The sequence below is a fragment of the Paenibacillus xylanexedens genome, assembly GCF_017874615.1.
Classification (GTDB): Bacteria; Bacillota; Bacilli; order Paenibacillales; family Paenibacillaceae; genus Paenibacillus; species Paenibacillus xylanexedens.
The window spans coordinates 169,253-188,376 of the sequence record NZ_JAGIKV010000005.1; the positions used below are offsets into that span (position 1 = coordinate 169,253).

Genomic DNA, 19,124 nt, shown 5'->3' on the forward strand with positions numbered 1-19,124 from the left:
CTTAATATGGATATCTAAGAGGAGTATTGATTAATATCCTTAATTCCCTTTATATAGAAACCTATTAATCTTACATGTAAATGGAAAATAATTCAATCATCTTTATACATATTCTTGGAATTCTCTTATTCCTCAACGGTTAGCTGAGCAACAAGAACGCACCGTTGTTTATTTGCAGACACAAAAAAAAGACTATCCCTGCCCATATTCTGGCACCGAATAGCCCTCTCTTCTTACGCTATCAACTTATCTTAATTTTTCATCTGATATATTCGTAGCACCACATTAATCCTACACCAGCTTCTTACGAATATACCCCGAGATCAAGTCAATAATCGTGATCATCACGATAATACCCAGCAGGATTATACCTACTCGCGGCCAGTTTCGGGTGCTCAATGCAAAGATCAGCGGTGTACCAATCCCCCCTGCTCCAATTACACCCAGTATAGTTGCGGAACGTACATTGATCTCAAAACGATACAATGTATAGTTCAGGAAGCCAGGCATAACCTGTGGCAGGATGGCAAACCACAACTGCTGCATCCGATTGGCTCCGGAGGCAAGCAGCGCCTCAGATGGGCCGTAGTCGATATTTTCAACTTCATCTGCGTACAATTTGCCTAACATGCCGATGGAGTGTAATCCAAGGGCGAGTACCCCTGCAAAAGATCCGGGACCTACTGCCTTAATGAACAACAAGGCCATGATAATCTCAGGGAACGTACGGATGAAGCTAAGTACCATTTTACCTGCACCCGAGATGGAACGATGACCACTCATGTTACGGGCAGACCAAAAGGCAAACGGAATACAGAGTACAGCCGAGATCACGGTACCCAACACAGAGATCGCCAGTGTATCCAGCAGTCCTCGCAGCAGGTCTTCTCCCTCAGGCAAATATACAAACTCCCAGTCCGGTGAGAAAATCCCGGCTACAATAGCCTTCATAATCTGAGCGGCGGTTTCCTTGAAACCAGTAAATGGTACACCGGCAAGCGCCCAGACATACACAAGGATCAGCAGTAACACAATGACCCAGCGAAACGGGTTCTTCCGTGGTTTAGGCCGGATGCGGCTTGTTTCATTTTTCATCATAGCAATTTCTCCCGCAGCTTAGTACTTACATAATCAATGACCAGAACAATGACGAGGGTAAACAGAATGATTACGCTGGTCTTGTCATACTCCAGGAATCCAAGTGTGGCCTCATAGTAGAGTCCAATTCCTCCGGCTCCCACCAGTCCCAGAATGGCAGCGGCACGTATATTAATTTCGAAGGCATACAGCACATAGGATGTGAACTGGGCAGCCAGTTGCGGCACCACGCCATATACAATGAGCTGAATCCGGTTCATACCAACAGCCGTCATCGCTTCCAGTGGCCCCTGATCAATGGTTTCCAGCGTCTCATAGGTCAACTTCGCAATCAGACCTATCGAGAATACAGCCAGTGCCAAGATTCCGGGGATTGGCCCCAGACCAAACACAGCAACGAACAAAGCAGCAAGCAGCAGATCCGGCACTGTCCGAATCAGGTTCAGCAGAAAACGCGCCGGATAGTAAATCCAGCGACTTGGCATCAGGTTACCGGCACAGATGATCGAGACCGGAATCGCAATAATTGCACCAATGGTTGTCCCAATCAGGGCCATTCGAATCGTTTCCAGCATGCCTTGCACGATATTATCAAAGTAACTCCACCGGGGGGGAAACATCTCTTTCAGCAGATCCAACATGTTGGGAAAACCTTCAAACAACTCCGTAAAGCTGGCATCCGTCTGCTTGGCACTGGCCCACAGAAGGAGCAGAATGATCACTAAGGTGAGCAAATGTTTCGTACGCCCAGGCGGTTTCGGGCGACTCACAACTTGAGCGGGGCTGGAACCAGGTTCCTTCCCCACTCCTCCTGAATTCTGAAGTGGAACGTTGGACTGCCCTTTCATACCACAACTTCTCCCTGCTCATGCACAGCCTGCTTGTCCAGCAATTCGTCAGCCAGAATCGGTCTGCCGTATATCTCTGCAAAGCGCTCATCCGTTGCCTCTTCCACCGGACCGTCGAATACGACCTCGCCTGCTCGCAATCCGACAATACGGGTCGCATACTCTCTCGCCAGATCAATAAAGTGAAGGTTAACGATGGTGGTAATCCCAAGGTCTTGATTGATGCGTTTCAGGTCATCCATGACCTGTTTTGTTGTAAGCGGGTCGAGTGAAGCAACCGGTTCGTCGGCCAGAATGATTTTCGCTTCCTGTGCCAGTACACGGGCAATAGCCACACGCTGTTGCTGTCCACCCGATAGCTGATCTGCACGGGAATAGGCTTTCTCCGAGATATTTACGCGGTCCAGAGCGCCGAATGCCAGTTCAATATCCTCTTTTGGAAAACGACCCAGAATGGTACGCATGGTGGAATGATATCCAACCCGTCCAGCGAGTACGTTACGGAGTACACTGGACCGTTTCACCAGATTGAAACTCTGGAAAATCATGCCGATGTCACGTCTGATCATGCGTAGCCGTTTGCCTTGTGCCTTCGTGATGGAACTTCCGTTAATCAGAATCTCGCCCTCACTAATGTCGTGCAGTCGGTTAATGGAGCGTAAGAGCGTTGATTTACCCGCACCGGACAGACCCACAACAGCAATGAATTCACCCTGCTCAAATTTCAGATTAATATTATCCAGGCCCTTGGTGCCGTTAGCGTAAGTTTTGGTAACGTTATGAAGCTCAATCATGACAATATCCTTCTTTCATTCATAATGATCAACCATACATGAGTCCTTGCTATAATGGCACAAGCCAGCGCAGCGTAGATCACGCTGAACTGGCCTGTCCATTGCTACGATTAAGCTGTTCCCATCCAAGAAAGCTACTACAAAGTGAACAGATCCCGAACTACTGTTGGATCAGAATTATTCACCTTTCACTTTTTCGCCATACTGACGAACGATCTCAAACTTGCTATCATCGGACTCTACATAACCTTCATGCGTATAGATTTCTTTGATGATCTGGTGACCTTCAGTATCTTTACCGATATCGATGAAGGCTTGTTTGATCTTCGCAGTCCAATCTGCATTCATGTCTGTACGAACGGCAATGGTATCGTTAGGAATAGGCTCAGTGAACGCCAGTACACGTGTATCTTCAAATACAGTCGGATAGTCTTTGGCTACCGTGTTGCGGGCATCTTGGAAAATAGCTGCTGCATCAACGTCACCGTTCAATACAGCGATAACACCTTGGTCATGACCTTTCAACGTTACAGGTGTTACATCTTTTAATGGATCAATTCCTCTGTCCAGCAACAGACCTGCTGGCCATACATAACCTGCGGAAGACGTTACGTTTTGGTAAGCGACTTTTTTACCTTTAAGGTCCTCGATGGATTGAATCGGCGAATCTTTTTTCACAATGAACATGGATTTATATGAATCTGCCAGTTGCTCTGTAGGAGCTCCAGTCTCATCATTTACACCAAAACGTTGTGCTTGCAGAATAACTTGTGCAGCGCCTTTTTCTTTAGCCAGTACATAAGCTGTCGGAGGCAAGAAACCTACGTCTACTTTGTTGGAAGCCATTGCTTCAATAATTGTGTTGTAGTCCGTGGATACGCTGACTTTTACCGGAATGCCCAGTTTGTCACCAAGCAGCTTCTCCAGCGGTTTCGCTTTGGCTTCAAGCGTATCTGCGTTCTGGGAAGGAACAAATTGAACCGTCAATTCAGTTGGCACATAACCTTCGACAGCTTTCTCTGTCTCTGCCGTAGACGTACCGGATGCATTCGAACTCGCATTATCCCCGTTAGCCGAACCTGTTGTACTACTGCTAGACCCACAAGCACTCAGAAACAGAACCAACATCAACAATGGTAAAAATAAAGCAGACTTCTTCAAACGAACACCCTCCAAAGAGTTTCTATTTTTCAGTACTTATCTACTATAGTTGCCAAATATTAGCGCGATGTGAAACGGAATTTGGAGTTTTGTAAAGTTTCCTGTCAGGCTGTCAGCAGGACTTGTATCTGTTAGAATAGGCTCATTATGGTTGAAGATATAGGAAGAACATCGGAGATAACGGCATATACTTCGGTTCTTCAACCTATTCTGTCTTCTCCGCTTTATGGTAATTCCATATATCTGAACTTATATATTAGAGGAGATTGTAAAATGACATCCACAAACCATACGGCAAGCTTCGACATTCTGTTCACCAGTGATCTGCACGGGGCGATCCGTCCCATTCATTACAATACTAATGCCTACCGCCCGGCTGGGCTTGCCCTGCTGGCTTCCCTGATTCGTAAGGAACGTGAACGTTCACCTGAACTCATGCTGGTGGATAACGGGGATCTGCTGCAAGGATCACCCTTGGCCTCTTATGCAGCTTCACAAGTTTCCAAAAACGAAGTGCATCCATTCATTACAGTACTTAATGAACTCGGTTATGATGCAGCGGTGATGGGCAATCACGAATTCAACTATGGTCAGAATCTCTTGCGCGGAGCAGTTGAAGCTTCGAACTTTCCTTGGCTGTCTGCCAATATTGTAAAAAATGAGCAACCAGACGTACCTGCCTTCGGTCATCCGTATCTAATCAAAACCTTGTCTACGGGTGTTAAAATTGCCCTCTTGGGCGCAACTACGCACTACATACCGAACTGGGAGCACCCGAAAAATATTGAGGGTTTACAGTTCCTTGATGCCTTAGAGACCATTCGTAAATGGGTTAGCTATATCCATGAGCATGAACAACCAGATGTAATGGTTGTCAGTTATCACGGGGGATTTGAGAGTGATCTGGAGACAGGCGAGCCCACCGAACGGTTAACTGGGGAAAATCAAGGCTATGCCATCTGTCGGGACATCGAAGGCATCGATGTGTTGCTTACCGGACATCAGCATCGTCAGCTTACCGCTAATATTCACGGCGTAACTGTCATTCAGCCAGGATTCAGTGGAAATGGTGCCGGGCATGTATCCGTTCAGTTGGAACAATCATCGGTCGGGAAGTGGCAGATTACAGATAAACAGGCTCGGTTGTTACTTCTGGATGAACATAGTGAAGTTGAGCCAGATGCTACGGTCTTGAAACTTACGGATGAGGTAGAAATCGAGGCACAAGCATGGCTTGATCAACCCATTGGCGAGGTGGCCGGGGATTTATCTATCACCAATGCTACGTCCCTGCGGCTCAAGGCACATCCATTCATTGCTTTTGTACATCAAGTGCAGATGGAAGCGACCGGGGCCGAGCTGTCCAATACCGCCATGCTGAGTGAAGAAGCTCTTGGATTTGGGCGCCATATCACCGTTCGGGACGTGTTATCCAACTTCATCTATCCTAATACACTGACAGTACTAGAGCTGAGTGGTCAGGATATCCGGGAGGCACTGGAACAAACGGCACGTTACTTTGAAGTGAATGCTTCTGGTGAGGTGGCAGTCAATCCGGCTTATATGGAGCCCAAACCCCAACATTATAATTACGATATGTGGGCTGGCATGGAATACGAGCTGGATATCTCCCAACCTGTAGGCAGCCGAGTTGTGAAGTTGGAATATGAAGGCAAGCCAATGGACATGAATGGCTTGTACTCTGTGGTGATGAACAGTTACCGCGCTGCTGGCGGTGGAGATTATGCGATGTATCCGGGCAAAAAGGTACTGCACGAAGGTGCCACGGACATGGCCGCACTGGTGGAGGATTATATTCGCAGACACCAACCGTTAATGGTGGAGCAGGCGGACAACTGGAAAGTTATTGGAAGTTAAGTGAGAAAGAGCAGGTCCTGTGATCAGGATCTGCTCTTTTGTTTTCAACCTATTGCTTACTTGTTCTTATTGAAATATCCAGTCCCATCCCGTTATCCGACATATTGAAGAATTAACTGATATAAGGCTATGGAAAACCCTAGAATACTTGCTTTCATTTTAGATGGATGATTTCTTTCGCTGCGAATCAAATAAAAGAAAACCACTATAAATCCTGCAGGGATCCATAGCTCAAAGACACCTTTTGTTGTACTTTGAGAATAAATTGGCGTAATGAACGTACTAATCAAAAAGTAAAAGAAAACCGTAAAACGTCTTGTTTCTAATTGCTTGCTCCACCTTACTAGAATGAAAATAATAATGATTGCAATAATCGTAATGTGTAAAGGGGGAAGAAGAAGAGCAGCATTCCCTAATTTGAATTCCATTCCGCATTGCCCTCCTCTCTTTTAATGCATCACATGACTGACTACAGGCATACGTGTAAAAATTCATTCTCATGCTTCAAAACCGCTGGCAACCTTCCAAAAACGGATCTATTCCAATATATCCTTATTTTAACATACAATCACAGTTCCATTTCCCACGTTTATTCAATAAAATATGCAAAAAGAGCAGAATTGAGGAGCATCGTGCCCTCATCCCTGCTCTTTTTGCATACCTACAAGTTTTCTAATACATGTCACATATTATCCAAAATGACTATTGCGCCTTTTTACGCAGCTGACTGTAATACAGCTCGCTGTAGAAACCGCCTTGTTCCAGCAACTCATCATGCGAGCCTTGCTCCAGTAAATGCCCATCCTTCAGCACCAGAATCCGGTCGGCCTGACGGATCGTGTTCAGCCTGTGGGCAATGACAAAGCTGGTTCGTCCCTGCATCAGACGTTGCAACCCTTCCTGGATTTTAATCTCCGTAACAGTATCAATACTGCTCGTCGCTTCGTCCAGTACGAGTATGGATGGATCTGCCAAGATTGCCCGGGCAATGGCGAGTAATTGCTTCTGCCCCTGACTAATGCCGCTCCCGTCGGCCTGGAGCACTTTGTCGTACCCGTCCTTCATACGCACAATGAAGGAATGGGCATTCGCCAGCCGGGAGGCTGCTTCCACCTCTTCATCCGTCGCGTCCAGACGGCCAAATCTTATATTTTCCCGGATCGTACCCTGAAACAGGAATGAATCTTGCAGTACAAATGCCATATGTGACCGCAGATTCTCACGCCGAATGGTGGTCATATCGCGACCATCTACCGTTAATGTGCCACCTGTCGGATCATAGAAACGGGATAATAGCTGAATCAATGTCGTTTTCCCCGCTCCGGTCGGACCCACAAGAGCAATCATCTCACCCGGTTTGGCTTCAAAGCTGATGTCATGCAAAATGTTACGTCCTTCATCGTATCCAAAGGATACTTTGTCGAAGCGAACGGCTCCCTCTACCTTGTCCAGAGATACCGCTGCCCCTTCATCCTTCGCTTCCTCATCTTCGTCCAGCACCTCGAATACGCGCTCAGCCCCAGCAATCGCGGACAATAACGTATTCCACTGGTTCGCCAGATCATTCAGCGGACGGGTGAATTGACGGGCATATTCCACAAAGATAATAATCACCCCAACCGTAACGGAACCCTGAATCGCCAGAATACCACCGATGCCCGCCACAATCGCAAAGCTCAGGTTGTTCAATCCATTCATCAGTTTCGGGATAAAACCAGAGATCGTCTGTGCCCAGAAACCGGAAATCCGGATGCGGGTATTTCGTTCCTCAAAACCTCGAATCACACGCTCCTCTTGCGAGAATGCCTTAATGATCCGCTGCCCGGATAACGTCTCTTCGATGTAACCGTTAAGTTCACCGAGATTACGCTGCCGCTCCTTGAAGAGCGGTCCCGTTCTGCGCGTTATCCAACGCATGCCGATGGCCATCAGAGGCACAACGATAAAGGTAAGCAGGGTCAGTAGCGGACTGAGCCAGAGCATAACCCCAAACGTTCCGAGCAGTGTTAATACACTCGAAAAGATCTGGATGGCCGAGCTGTTCAACGTACCACTGACATTCTCGATATCATTGGTCACCCGACTCATAATCTCACCCTGCTGGCGTTTACCGAAGAATGGAATCGGCAGCTTGTGCAGATGGGAGAACAGGTCATACCGCATGCGGAACACAGTTTCCTGTGCAATTTCGATCATCCATATATTTTGTAACCAGGATGTAAGAGAGAACAAGACATACACTGCGGTTAATCCAATCAGAAACCGAGTCCAGCTTGAGCCGGCTTCGCCCGCGATGAAATCATCCACGGCCACCCCCACCATGTAGGGGCCAAGCAAAGCGAGTGCGGAACTGGCAAACACCATCAACAGTACCATGGACAGCTTAACCTTGCGACGTGCCAGATAGGTCCAGATACGACCTAGCGTACCTGACCAGTTCTTCGCCCGTGCCTTGGGTTTGCGACCACCACCTGATCGTAACGTCTCCGGATCAATCGGCGGTGGCGGCTGACGGAAAGGCTCAATGAATGCTTTGAACATGCTGTGCACCCTCCCCGTATTGTGATTCATGAATTCGACGATACAGCTCTGACGATTCCATCAAGTCTTCATGTTTTCCCTGTCCAATGAGTTGTCCATCATCAAGTAGCAGAATCAGATCCGCCGAAGTGGTCGAACTAATCTTCTGGGTGATGATAAACGTGGTACACGACAATTCTTCCAATGCATCCAACAATCTGCCTTCTGTGGCCACATCCAGCGCACTTGTGCTATCGTCCAGAATCAGAATTCTTGGTCTACGTACCAGTGCTCGTGCAATGGAAAGTCGCTGCTTCTGTCCACCGGAGAGATTAACTCCCCGTTGACCCAGCAATGTATCATAACCGTTTGGTAAATTCTCAATTGTTTCATGGATCTGCGCGCGCTTTGCAGCTTCCACGATCTCCTCCAAGGTAGCATCTTCCTGGCCCCAGGCAATATTCTCCCGGATGGAACCGGTAAACAGGACAACCTCCTGAGGCACATAACCTATCGCACCACGCAGCATGGACAGATCCAGCTCTGATGCATCAGCACCATCAATCCGTACCTTTCCTTGATCCTCTGTGTATAACCGCGGAATAAGCTGCACCAGTGAAGATTTGCCTGAGCCAGTTGCTCCCATAATGGCAATGCGCTCCCCCGCTTTTGCAGTGAATGTGATGTTATCCAGTACTGTAATTTCACTATTCGGATAACTGAAGCCTACACTGCGGAATTCAACCGCTCCCTGTACAGCGCGCTGTTTCTTCGCTGGGTATACAGATTGCGGAAAATGCGAAGATTTCACAGATCCAGCAGATGGTGCAGACGTTGATAACGACTTCGTCTGTTCAGTCTCCGACGTGTCCTCCGTATTAAATACTTCATTCAACCGTTGCGCCGAAGCGCTTGCTCTGGAGAAGGTTACCAGAATCCATGACAACGCAGACATGGCACCAATTGTGCGAAGCAGGTAGTTAATGACGGCGACCACTTCACCCACGGTTGCATTACCGGAGGCAATATCTACTCGTCCAAACCATAACACGGCGATAATACAAACGTTCATCATCAGCAGCATGAACGGCATCGTGGTCTCCGTCAGGCGCAGCGCGGAGATTGTGCCTTTCATCAGCTTGCCGCTGAATCCGGCAAAGCGTTCGATCTCATGGCCCATCCGTACGAAAACACGGATCAGCCGAATGCCTGTCAGATTCTCCTGGATGACTCCATTGACGGCATCCAGTCTGCGCTGCACATTGCGGAACAGCAGCGCTGCCTTTTTGATCATCCACACCACAACAATGAGCAGTACAGGCACCATAACAACCAGCAGCAGACCCAACCTTGGGTTCACGATTACTGCCATAATCATGCTCCCAATGACCACCAGCGGCACACGCGTCATGAAGCGCAGACTCATGAAGACGGTGTCCTGAACCTGGGTCACATCCCCCGTTAATCGGGTAATCAGGGACGACGTCGCGAACCGGTTAAAGACGGCATAAGAGAACGTTTGCACTTTCTCATACAGCTTCTCCCGCAGATCGTATCCGAACCCCAGACTTGCATGGGATGCAAAGAACGAACTGGCAATTCCGGCAGCAAAAGCCACAACAGCACTACCAACCAGCACGCCACCCCATAGCCAGACGACAGAAAGGTCTCCCTGCTGAATCCCGTTATCGATGATCTTGGAGATCAGATAAGGCTGAGCCAGCTCCACCGCAAGCTCAATTAACATCATGACCAGGGCTGCAATCGCGGCAACTCGGTACTTCTTCAAGTAGTACAACAGCTTGATCATAAGCATTCCTCCGGCTCGGAGCACCCTAAACCGATAACACGTTCCAGCTCAGAGCCTCCATTAGACATGTTGTTTTCTCCACAGCGTCCAATATGTAATCATTTCTATGTACACATATGGTTATTATAGCGTATTTTACAATGCCGCTTCTATTCTTATTACCCTACTTTTCCCAATACAATAAACTTCTCTTCATTTTGGCAGTAAAAAAAGGAAGGTCTCCCTTCCCCACGCTAGTTAAAACTTAAAGTTCGCCCGCTCTACCAGGCATATCTTAGATCGAAAAGAAATGCATGCCTTAAATTCAGTTCATCTGCCTAACTTCACAGAAATATAGTTATCTGTGTACATACTAAGCAAGATTTTCACTACCATCTTCTACGTCCACGCTCACCCCGATAGTCATCATTCAACTCGCCCAGGCGATCGTACGTCTCCTTATATATCCGAATCACGGCCTGAACTTTGATAAAATCAGCATCTTCCGGTCCAAGTCCCTCCATAAACATTCTCTGAATAATCTGTTGGAAGAACTGCACTCTGGCCTCAATCTGTTCTTGCTCAAGCTGTAATATGTCTTCGAAACTGTGGTTCCCTATGTAATCCATCAACTCATCATCAGGACTGGAATAATCTGCGTTTCTTCGATCTGCAACCCATTCATCCGTCTCATTGGACTGGAGGTTAACACTGGTGCGCAATTGGGATAAGATGATTTTCTCTTTAGCCAACATGACATGAAAATCTTTGTTACGGAGCAGCTCAGATACAATCAGACTGCACATTTCACGGTTTTGGATCAGTATGCCGTCAAATGGATGCAGCGTCCACTCCCCGTTTGCATAATACAGGTTAAAGTTAAAGAACTCACTGCCATATTTGTATTGAATATTAATCTTGGTCTCATCAATAATCTCGAATGAAAAGTCCAGCATGTTCAGCAAGCTCCTTTGCACAACCCCAGATTTTAACTTCATTCTATCAAATAAATGAAACAAAGAGACGCACTCAGCGTCCCTCGTAGAAAATAAATACATGTAGTGATGTCCATGCCATATGCAGCGAATCCCTACTCTATTACCTAATCCAGGAAAGACCCTAGTGCGCTGGAATCCGGTTTGTTTTTCTCCGGAATGGCAGCAGCTTTCGGCCCTTCCAGACCCAGTCGATCACTCATTTTGGCGTTAAGTGTTGTCATCTTGTTGGTATAGTCATTACAGCTCTCGATGATCCGGCGATTGGACTGCTCGGACAGATCCAGCGCAGACATCAGATCACCCATCGCCTGATTGACTGCTTCAAGGGACATGGCCGGTTTGGACAACAGTTCATTCGTTTTCTCTGTTGTTGTCTTCAACAATCTGGCGTTCTCCTTGAATTGATCTTCAATCGTCTTATTCGTAGCTTCCACAGCAGAAATGACCTTCTCCTGATCATTAAGTGCCATCGCAATCATGGCCGAAACGGTGATCAGATTCGCTGTTTTATCAATGGCATTATTAACGGAATCAATCAGCTTGTCATTGTTATCATTAATGATGTCGGTAGCTGCGATCGCCTGATTGTACAGCATGATCATCTCTGTCATGGATTGGGTACGTGTAACCACTTTGCGCAACCCACGCTCCAGATGTGCTTTACGATTCTCATTCTCGGGCTTGGCGATCTCGGTTTCAAACAATGCTTTCAATTGATTACCAAAAGAGATTTTGGTCTGCAGATTGTAGATCTCCTGAATGGAAGAACGTTTCAACTGACGCATATTCACGATGCTTTCTTCCAGGTTGTCCTTGCCGTCCCGCAACCCGTTAATGATGGCATCAATGTTCGTTCGAACGGATTGATAACGGTATACATAGTTTTTCAGCGGGCTTTTACGTAACAACTTCCCGACAAAACTCACATTTTTACTCTGCTGCAAACTTTCACATTCATCACGAAGCTTCAGGATCATGTTTGATACCTCTGCCCGATTCCCCGACATCAGTTCATTGACTGGGCGATCAAGCAGCTTGAGGGTCTGACCTGCTCTCTCTTGTGTTTTCACGCCCAACTTACCGATATCATCCATTAAGGTATCCAGGTGAGCCGGGTCACTTTGGGACACTTTCTGAATAAGCTGCGTTGCTTCCTGGTTAATCCGTTGCTCATCTTCCTGCTTCAACTGAGCCCATTCCGTTGCCATGCCAATCCCTCCTATAATTCAGAGCTGTTATACCGTTGATGTATTAGTTCCGCTTTGTTCTGGAGCTCCATTAAGTCTTTATGTTCAATCGTTGATACAATATCCGATATCTTGGAATCTACGTCTCGAAGACCATTCAGCAGCATACGCCGATTATTGCGTTTCGCTTCTCCACTTAAACGTAGAAATGGATTAATAAAACCGTTCAAATCTTTCAAAATCAGTCTGCGCACCGTATGGTTAATATCCCCATTGTTTAGCTCCTGAAGGGAAGGAATCACACGCTGCAGACGGGCAAACAACGCCAGTGATTTCTCCACGATCTCATTATCCAGCTCGTTCTTCTGACCTTCGGAGATAATCATATCCTCCAGAACTTCCAGGTATTCAATCACCGGATCAAATACAGGATCTGGTTCAGTCCGGGAAGGCTTCGCTTGTTCTGTGCCCGCATGTTGTGCGGGAGCGGAACTCGAATGGGGCTGTCCCGTAGAAGTCTCATTAACCCCTGTTGGCACTGCGCTCGGTGCTTGTCCCCCGTTCAAGCGGGATGGTTCATTCCCGATATCTGTGATGGGTACAGGGGCTGATGACGAACCCTCCACCTGTGTGCGTGGCGTGGAACGTGAAGGAATCAATCCCCCGACCACAGTTGCCAGTGCCGGAATTGCCCACGTGATGACATCCGGTAGAAAGGGACTCGAGATTGCCGCGAGACCATAACCAACCAATGCGCCTATACCTATCTTCGTTTTCCGTAACATTACTTGTCCTCCTGCCTTAACAACACATACAGTGCATATTCAAAAAGTCTGATTTTCAGTACCGAGAAGATGGAATGAAGATAGAAATGGAGTAGCGGAACGTAGGAAAACTACGTGAGCAACCACAATGTTTCCAAAGGAAACATACTTCGTAAGCCTCCCGCTTATTTCGGCTGAATTTCATATTCGATGCTGATGATGCCGTAAGGCATTATTCGTAATCAAAAGTGGACTTTTTGAATAACCTCTTATCCGTATTGTAAAAAAACCATCCAGAAGGTGTCAATGTTGAGGAAAATTCTCAGCTAGACGTGGTGTACTCCGCTTACCTTCTGAACGTCGATTATAAATGGCTGTTCGATATGACTTCCCAGTATGCCAAACTTCGGATGAAGTGGTCCAATATCATGGCCAAGTGCAGACTTGACCGCCAGATACGGGAAGTTCACGCCCGACAGACAAGACATGTGCAACCCTCCCGACATACGCGGATTGATCTCAAGCAGCTTCGGTGTATCCTTGCGATATTTCATCTGAATATTAAAATTATAAGGAATCCGATATACCTCTGCCACATTGCGGGCAATCGCCAGCAATTCCTCGTTTTCTTCGAGCAAACGCAAACGTCCTCTTTCTTTTCTACGCGGAATAGCCGTTAATAGTTTCCCATTGCGGTCCGAAAGACAATCAATGCTGTATTCATATCCTTCCAGTACCTCCATCACCATGACGTTGGGAAAGGACGGAGCAGAAGAGAAAGCGCGCAGGGCATCTTCATACGAAATGGAGTTAAGCGCATATCCGAACAACTCCTGCAACGGGTCACTCTCATTGTTGATCACCCGGAATCCCATGCCGCCCTCACCATTACATGGTTTGAAGCATACATCATGTCCACGTGCACGCAGCGCCTCATAGGCTTGCTGGAATTGGGCAGCATTACTGACCGTGAAATAATCCGGAATCTCCATAATGCCTTTCTCACGCACCGATTCATAGAAGCGGTCTTTTTCCATTAATTGTTCCAGCAATTCCGTGTCCGAGCATACGATAACCCGTGTACCGATCTCTTCGAACAGGGAGATATGTCTGCTGATGTCCAGCATGTTCCAGCGTGGAATAAACACATCAATCTGATGACGACGGCAAAAGTCGAGGCAAAAATCTACATATTCCCGACCTGTTACACGCGGTTCAACTTCTGCAACATCACAGCCCTGTAATGCCATGTGTCCCGGATCAGGATGAGTACCGTAGATCTCAAATTCCATACCGTCCTCATTGTCCCGAATCGCATTCATATAATGATACGTTACAGAGAACCAACGGTTGAAGTAAATCTTCATTTTTTTCATTTATACGGTCTCCCTTATCTCGGCATGGTCTATCTGGGTCTGTTGATCGTTATGAATACGGTGAACGTAATCGAGAATCTCATCTGCTGCAAAAGCACCGAATTGTTTCGTAAATTGATACGGTACCTGCTCAGGTACACGCTGTCTCTCCACATGTAACTCTCCGTGGGACGGAGCAATGGCATGCTGCGCAAAGTCCAGCAAACAACGATCCAGCAACGAGTCACCTGAAGCAATCACAGGCACATCACCGATGCGTTGCCTAATATGCTCCACTGCAGCTCGTTTGTTCACGGCCGAAGGCACCAGATAGAGCTTCCGACCCTGAATCGAACTCTCCCATCCCAGCGTCTCTAACACCCGAATCTTGTCCGCAATGCGTTCCATTGGAAGCTTGTCACGTTCAATTAACAGTGCATAGAACAGCTCATCACACAATCGCTGATTAATTACCCACTCCGGGCTCAGCACATCGTCAAATAAATCCAGGATCTCTTCAGGAGCAGCTGCCTGCTGACGAAGCAATGAACGGATGTGCAGATTCCATTCATCATCCACCTGACCGTCAACAATGATGTTACCACCATTACTTGTCACCGCATATTTCGGAATACATTCGGTCTGAAAAATGTGAATGCGCCGATACTGCTCCACGGTACGTGTAGTCACAGGCATAAATACAATGTCTTGTGGCAAAGACTGCAACCGCTCCAGTGCATATGCTGACATAAAAGCGGACAACTTGCCGTTAATCCACTCTGCGGGAACAAGTCCCGGTGTATCTTCGGGAATACGGAGCGCACGACGGGAGTACACCAGCGTCTGGTCCAGATCACTTGCGTAGATCATCATTCTCCTCCACCTCCCAGGGATTGAATAATGCCGCAACAAGAATAGGTTAATCCGGGATATACCTCAACCGGCACATTTCTGTCTCTGGCGAGCATCATGATATGTTGCAAATCCGGATTATCCAGTCGATCCACAAGAATTTTCCAGGGGACCCGGCGCAATAACACTCGGGTTGTTTCTCCGATTCCAGGTTTGATCAGATTGATGTTGGCAATGCCAAAGGATTGCTGGATGGCCTCGATATCCTGCCAGCCTTTCCAGGTGATTTCCGAAGTATCAGTAGCATTGTCGTCCGAGCGAATCTCCACTTGGTCCATCATCTGCGGAAAATGCTGAGCAATAGTATCCACGTATTCGGTCGACACATCCGCAGAGGACCATTCACGATACCATTTGGCCCCGTGAAAATCTGCCGGCCCAATCAGATCATCCCGAAGTACTGTACGGCTCACGAGTCCCGAGACGGTGGAATTCAGACAAGCACTAGGAATAAGATAATCTTCCCTTGTCCCAAAAGTTCCTGAACATTGCCCCGGATCAGCCAACACAGCAAGATCATCATCAAGACTTACGCCATAAGTCCGTTCCATTTGGTCACAGGACTCTTTCAGCACTTTGCGAATAGCCCCTTTGCCTGTCCAACCATCTACAAACTGAATGGCTGTTTCCAGACCATGCTGCTGTAAAATATATAAAATTGCGTTCTCGTCCATACCCTTGCCACGGATAATAGAAATGCTATAATGCGGAATCGTCACTTTGTATTTCAATTCAATATAACGTTTGATCAGGATGCCCACAGGTGTTCCGGCTCGAGCCAGAGATACTAGTACCAGATTCAGTCCCCTGCGCTCTACAATCTTCTCAGCCACAATAGCGGTATGACGCGCGATTCTTGCAGCGGATTGTTCCAGCGTCTGATGAAACAGCTCGATGTATTCTGCTGTGGGCTGATATTCCACGGGCAGCATCTCCGAATAATGAACCCCGGATTGGATCGCCTGCTCCCGCTCACCCGTTCCCTTTTCCAGATCAACATGGCTGATATCCTTCAGTAGGAAAACAACGTCCGATGCAGCATAACTGCCCATCTGTTCGGGAGACGGAATCTCACGTTGTCTGATTAGCTCCAGTGTAGTTATGTTCATTGCTCGTTGTCCCCTGTCTTCTCTGGCAAGCCGCAATATACGATATGAATGTGTCCGCACCCCAACTGCCCCAGTACCTTCAACATCGGTTCCATTCGTTCTTCGGACATCTGTCTCTCCAGCAGAACAAAAATCTCGTCATACTGTCCCGGGGCGATGTTATAGATAAAGTTATGAACGGATGCGTCTTCCGGTGAGGCATATCCGGCACCACTACGAACAGCATATCCTGGAGCCGGATGTGTATGGATTGGACTGCGGGTAGTGGATTGATACAACACGCCTTCTCCCATCTCGGCAGCAATACGCATCGGAATGTACATGAACTCCCCTGTTCCCATCACCAAAGTCCGTTCTCCCGTACGCTGCGTCCGAAGCCGTTCTGCAATCCGGCTAATCTCCTGGCGCAATTCGCCATTATGACGGGATTGCATACCAAACCTGCCCGTATGTTGGACGTAGCTCGCTGTGCTGCGTTTGCCTTCACCATCCTCCGAAGTGGCATGTAGCTGTTCGAAGTCATCGGCAACGGTAGAAGTCTGAAGCGTTACGGCAGGATGAAATAGCTGCTCATCTTGCTGTGTTGGTTCCAACTGTGGAGTACCCACTACTTCAATGCGACCCTTCAACAGGCTTAACGGTGTAATGGTAATCCCCAGTTCAGCTTCCAGTTCGGCAAACCGAAGTTCGTCCGCTTCCGTACGCCAGTCCAACAGCGAAGCAATCACATATTGCTTCCGGGGGTATCTGGCCTGAATATCCCGAATGATATTCAACGTCGTTTTGCCCGTCGTAATCTCGTCGTCCACCAGAACAATCGGGCCCTCTCCTGCAAAAGCTTCATGATCCAACGCATAACAACGATGAGCCATCGCATGGGAATGTTCTTCTTCAAATTGAATATCTGGATGCATCGCTGGAACATACTCGCGAGTGGTGTGAATATAAGAAGCTTGATCAGCAAACATCTCGTACATGCTGTGACCCAACGCTGTAGCGGTCTCGGCAAAACCAACAAAACGAATCGTTTCCGGCAAACTCAAGCTTTCTTGCAACAGCATGTTGTACACTTGCCGGGCTTGTTGGGGATCAATCAGCCCCTCGACCATTTCCCGTTTCCACTCGGTGATCTGAACTTTCGTCTCTTCCGTCTTTTCAGTCAGGTGCTCATATAACAGAACAGCCAATGCCGCGCCACTCAGAAGCGAGGTATACGGGTTAACCGGGATGTGCTTGCCCAGCAGTTTGCTTACAAACAGAAATGAACGTTTCTTATTGATGCGTGCAGCCATGGAAAATAGAGATTCTAGTGGAAGTTGCAGCGGGTTATGTGTAACCTGAACGTTCAGACTGAATTGATCAAGAATTGGGAACGTAGTTATGTTGTTGTTCGTGCTTGGGCAAGAGCCCGACAAAATGCTGCTGTTCATGTAACACCCCATATATTTGTGATCGGATTAGAATTCGATTCGCCCAGCTCAAGTGTGGTTTAATCTCATTCATTTTGTTATAGTAATTACTTTTGAACACACCCAGGCTACCGTCATTACGGGCGATGATGTCTTGGGCATCGGAATATTCCTCATGTGTAACAACGTACATCGCTTGTACGGGCTTAATATGAGAAGGATGAATGATCGTTTTGCCTACAATTCCATTTTCCTTGTCCATCATGACTTCACGCATCAATCCATCCATTGTATTCGTAATATATTTCATTCTCAGATGCAGCCCTGATTTGCCCAGGGTTTCTTCGAATGGAGTCTGTCGTAATTGAGGTTTGAACACGCGCTCCCGCTGACTGAAATATTCCCAGACAGGACCTGAGATCACATAGGGCTTGTCCATTCGTCCAAACAGATTGATAATATCCGAGATGCAGTCACGGATCGTGGCGATATCGTATATGGTCAATTCCGGGCTTCGGCGTAGTCCAAACAGGCTGGAGAAATCGGTCGCACCAATGCGTACATTGAGCACATATTCAACATTTTCATCGAGGATGTTACGAAGGCCCAGTAAGGTCTCCCAACGTGTCTCCCGATATATAATTGAAGCCGTTTCCAATATAGGCATTCCATAGAGAACGGGATAATGATCCGGTTTCCGTTGATTATAACTGCGGATCTGGTCGAAATAGGCTCTTCCATTGCCCACACAAAACTTGGGCAATGCCACGCCTGTCAGCATGGACACCAATTCTCCCAACGTATCAATGAGACGTTCCAACTGTTGTGGTGAACGTACACGAGCAAACAGAAGAGGCATTTGATCCTGACTCAGCATGCCTGTCTCCATATAAGTCATCAGTTGAGTTAGATGCTGTACCAGACACTGCTCGGCAAACTCTACTTGGTCGTCACCCACAGCGTCCTCCAGATCAATAATAATGGTCGTCAGACCTTCATGTTTACCATTCATAATGTCGTCCGCGATATGTGTGCGCGTCGCGGGCATATATAAAGCAGCCCCAACAGCATATGCCAGTAGATCTTTGGAAGTCCGGTGATTGAACGAGACGGGTGAAGAGAAAAATAAAGTATCTTCTTCTTCCAGACTCAAAAAGTTAAAATATTTCAGGGTTGTCTCCTCCTCGCACCTTTGGCAATAGCCAATCTGCAATAGTTGATTCCAGCTGTCGGGGCATAAAAACCAATCCCTCCTTAGTCTGGAGGGATTGATGGTCTATTATCGAGGATAACGTTAATCAA

16 protein-coding genes are annotated in these 19,124 nt (G+C 47.3%); 1 reads left to right on the plus strand and 15 read right to left on the minus strand.

What is annotated here, in order from left to right:
- Positions 1 to 291: 291 nt before the first annotated feature.
- The 4 genes from phnE (J2Z28_RS08455) to J2Z28_RS08470 form a co-directional block, all read right to left on the minus strand.
- Positions 292 to 1,098, minus strand: a complete 807-nt coding sequence (phnE, locus tag J2Z28_RS08455) for a phosphonate ABC transporter, permease protein PhnE (RefSeq protein ID WP_211081918.1) — start codon at positions 1,096 to 1,098, stop codon at positions 292 to 294.
- Entirely contained in the window at positions 1,095 to 1,946 is an 852-nt protein-coding gene (gene phnE, locus J2Z28_RS08460; RefSeq protein WP_244988179.1) for a phosphonate ABC transporter, permease protein PhnE, read from the minus strand. The genes phnE (J2Z28_RS08455) and phnE (J2Z28_RS08460) overlap by 4 nt, the downstream gene beginning before the upstream one ends.
- Positions 1,943 to 2,740, minus strand: a complete 798-nt coding sequence (gene phnC / locus J2Z28_RS08465) for a phosphonate ABC transporter ATP-binding protein (RefSeq protein WP_211081919.1) — start codon at positions 2,738 to 2,740, stop codon at positions 1,943 to 1,945. The genes phnE (J2Z28_RS08460) and phnC overlap by 4 nt, the downstream gene beginning before the upstream one ends.
- Positions 2,741 to 2,917: 177 nt before the next feature.
- Positions 2,918 to 3,868, minus strand: coding sequence for a phosphate/phosphite/phosphonate ABC transporter substrate-binding protein (locus J2Z28_RS08470; protein WP_211082037.1), 951 nt, complete (start codon positions 3,866 to 3,868; stop codon positions 2,918 to 2,920).
- A 306-nt stretch (positions 3,869 to 4,174) separates the two neighbouring features.
- Between J2Z28_RS08470 and J2Z28_RS08475 the strand changes: the two genes are divergently transcribed.
- On the plus strand, positions 4,175 to 5,779 hold the full coding sequence (locus J2Z28_RS08475; protein WP_211081920.1) for a bifunctional metallophosphatase/5'-nucleotidase: 1,605 nt from the start codon (positions 4,175 to 4,177) through the stop codon (positions 5,777 to 5,779).
- Between the two features lie 92 nt (positions 5,780 to 5,871).
- Here the strand turns inward: J2Z28_RS08475 and J2Z28_RS08480 are convergent, their stop codons facing one another.
- The 11 genes from J2Z28_RS08480 to J2Z28_RS08530 form a co-directional block, all read right to left on the minus strand.
- Entirely contained in the window at positions 5,872 to 6,207 is a 336-nt protein-coding gene (locus tag J2Z28_RS08480; RefSeq protein WP_211081921.1) for a hypothetical protein, read from the minus strand.
- Between the two features lie 274 nt (positions 6,208 to 6,481).
- Positions 6,482 to 8,320 carry an ABC transporter ATP-binding protein gene (locus tag J2Z28_RS08485; protein WP_211081922.1) on the minus strand — a complete coding sequence of 613 codons (1,839 nt, stop codon included), beginning with the start codon at positions 8,318 to 8,320 and terminating at the stop codon, positions 6,482 to 6,484.
- Positions 8,301 to 10,109: an ABC transporter ATP-binding protein gene (locus J2Z28_RS08490; RefSeq protein ID WP_211081923.1), complete on the minus strand. Its 1,809-nt coding sequence runs from the start codon at positions 10,107 to 10,109 to the stop codon at positions 8,301 to 8,303. The genes J2Z28_RS08485 and J2Z28_RS08490 overlap by 20 nt, the downstream gene beginning before the upstream one ends.
- 368 nt (positions 10,110 to 10,477) lie before the next feature.
- Entirely contained in the window at positions 10,478 to 11,044 is a 567-nt protein-coding gene (locus J2Z28_RS08495; protein ID WP_211081924.1) for a hypothetical protein, read from the minus strand.
- Positions 11,045 to 11,190: 146 nt separating this feature from the next.
- Positions 11,191 to 12,294, minus strand: a complete 1,104-nt coding sequence (locus J2Z28_RS08500; RefSeq protein WP_036606281.1) for a toxic anion resistance protein — start codon at positions 12,292 to 12,294, stop codon at positions 11,191 to 11,193.
- A gap of 11 nt (positions 12,295 to 12,305) precedes the next feature.
- Complete coding sequence (locus J2Z28_RS08505; RefSeq protein WP_211081925.1) at positions 12,306 to 13,058, minus strand: hypothetical protein; 753 nt, start codon at positions 13,056 to 13,058, stop codon at positions 12,306 to 12,308.
- A 305-nt stretch (positions 13,059 to 13,363) separates the two neighbouring features.
- Entirely contained in the window at positions 13,364 to 14,413 is a 1,050-nt protein-coding gene (locus tag J2Z28_RS08510; protein ID WP_211081926.1) for an ATP-grasp domain-containing protein, read from the minus strand.
- Positions 14,414 to 15,262 carry an HAD family hydrolase gene (locus J2Z28_RS08515; RefSeq protein ID WP_211082038.1) on the minus strand — a complete coding sequence of 283 codons (849 nt, stop codon included), beginning with the start codon at positions 15,260 to 15,262 and terminating at the stop codon, positions 14,414 to 14,416.
- Positions 15,262 to 16,413 carry a cysteine protease StiP family protein gene (locus J2Z28_RS08520; RefSeq protein WP_211081927.1) on the minus strand — a complete coding sequence of 384 codons (1,152 nt, stop codon included), beginning with the start codon at positions 16,411 to 16,413 and terminating at the stop codon, positions 15,262 to 15,264. Before J2Z28_RS08520 ends, J2Z28_RS08515 begins: the two co-directional genes overlap by 1 nt.
- Complete coding sequence (locus tag J2Z28_RS08525) at positions 16,410 to 17,843, minus strand: phosphoribosyltransferase family protein (protein WP_211081928.1); 1,434 nt, start codon at positions 17,841 to 17,843, stop codon at positions 16,410 to 16,412. Before J2Z28_RS08525 ends, J2Z28_RS08520 begins: the two co-directional genes overlap by 4 nt.
- The gene (locus tag J2Z28_RS08530; RefSeq protein WP_081745837.1) at positions 17,773 to 18,993 is read right to left on the minus strand and encodes an HpcH/HpaI aldolase/citrate lyase family protein; all 1,221 of its coding nucleotides are present in this window, start codon (positions 18,991 to 18,993) and stop codon (positions 17,773 to 17,775) included. Before J2Z28_RS08530 ends, J2Z28_RS08525 begins: the two co-directional genes overlap by 71 nt.
- Positions 18,994 to 19,124: the final 131 nt, after the last annotated feature.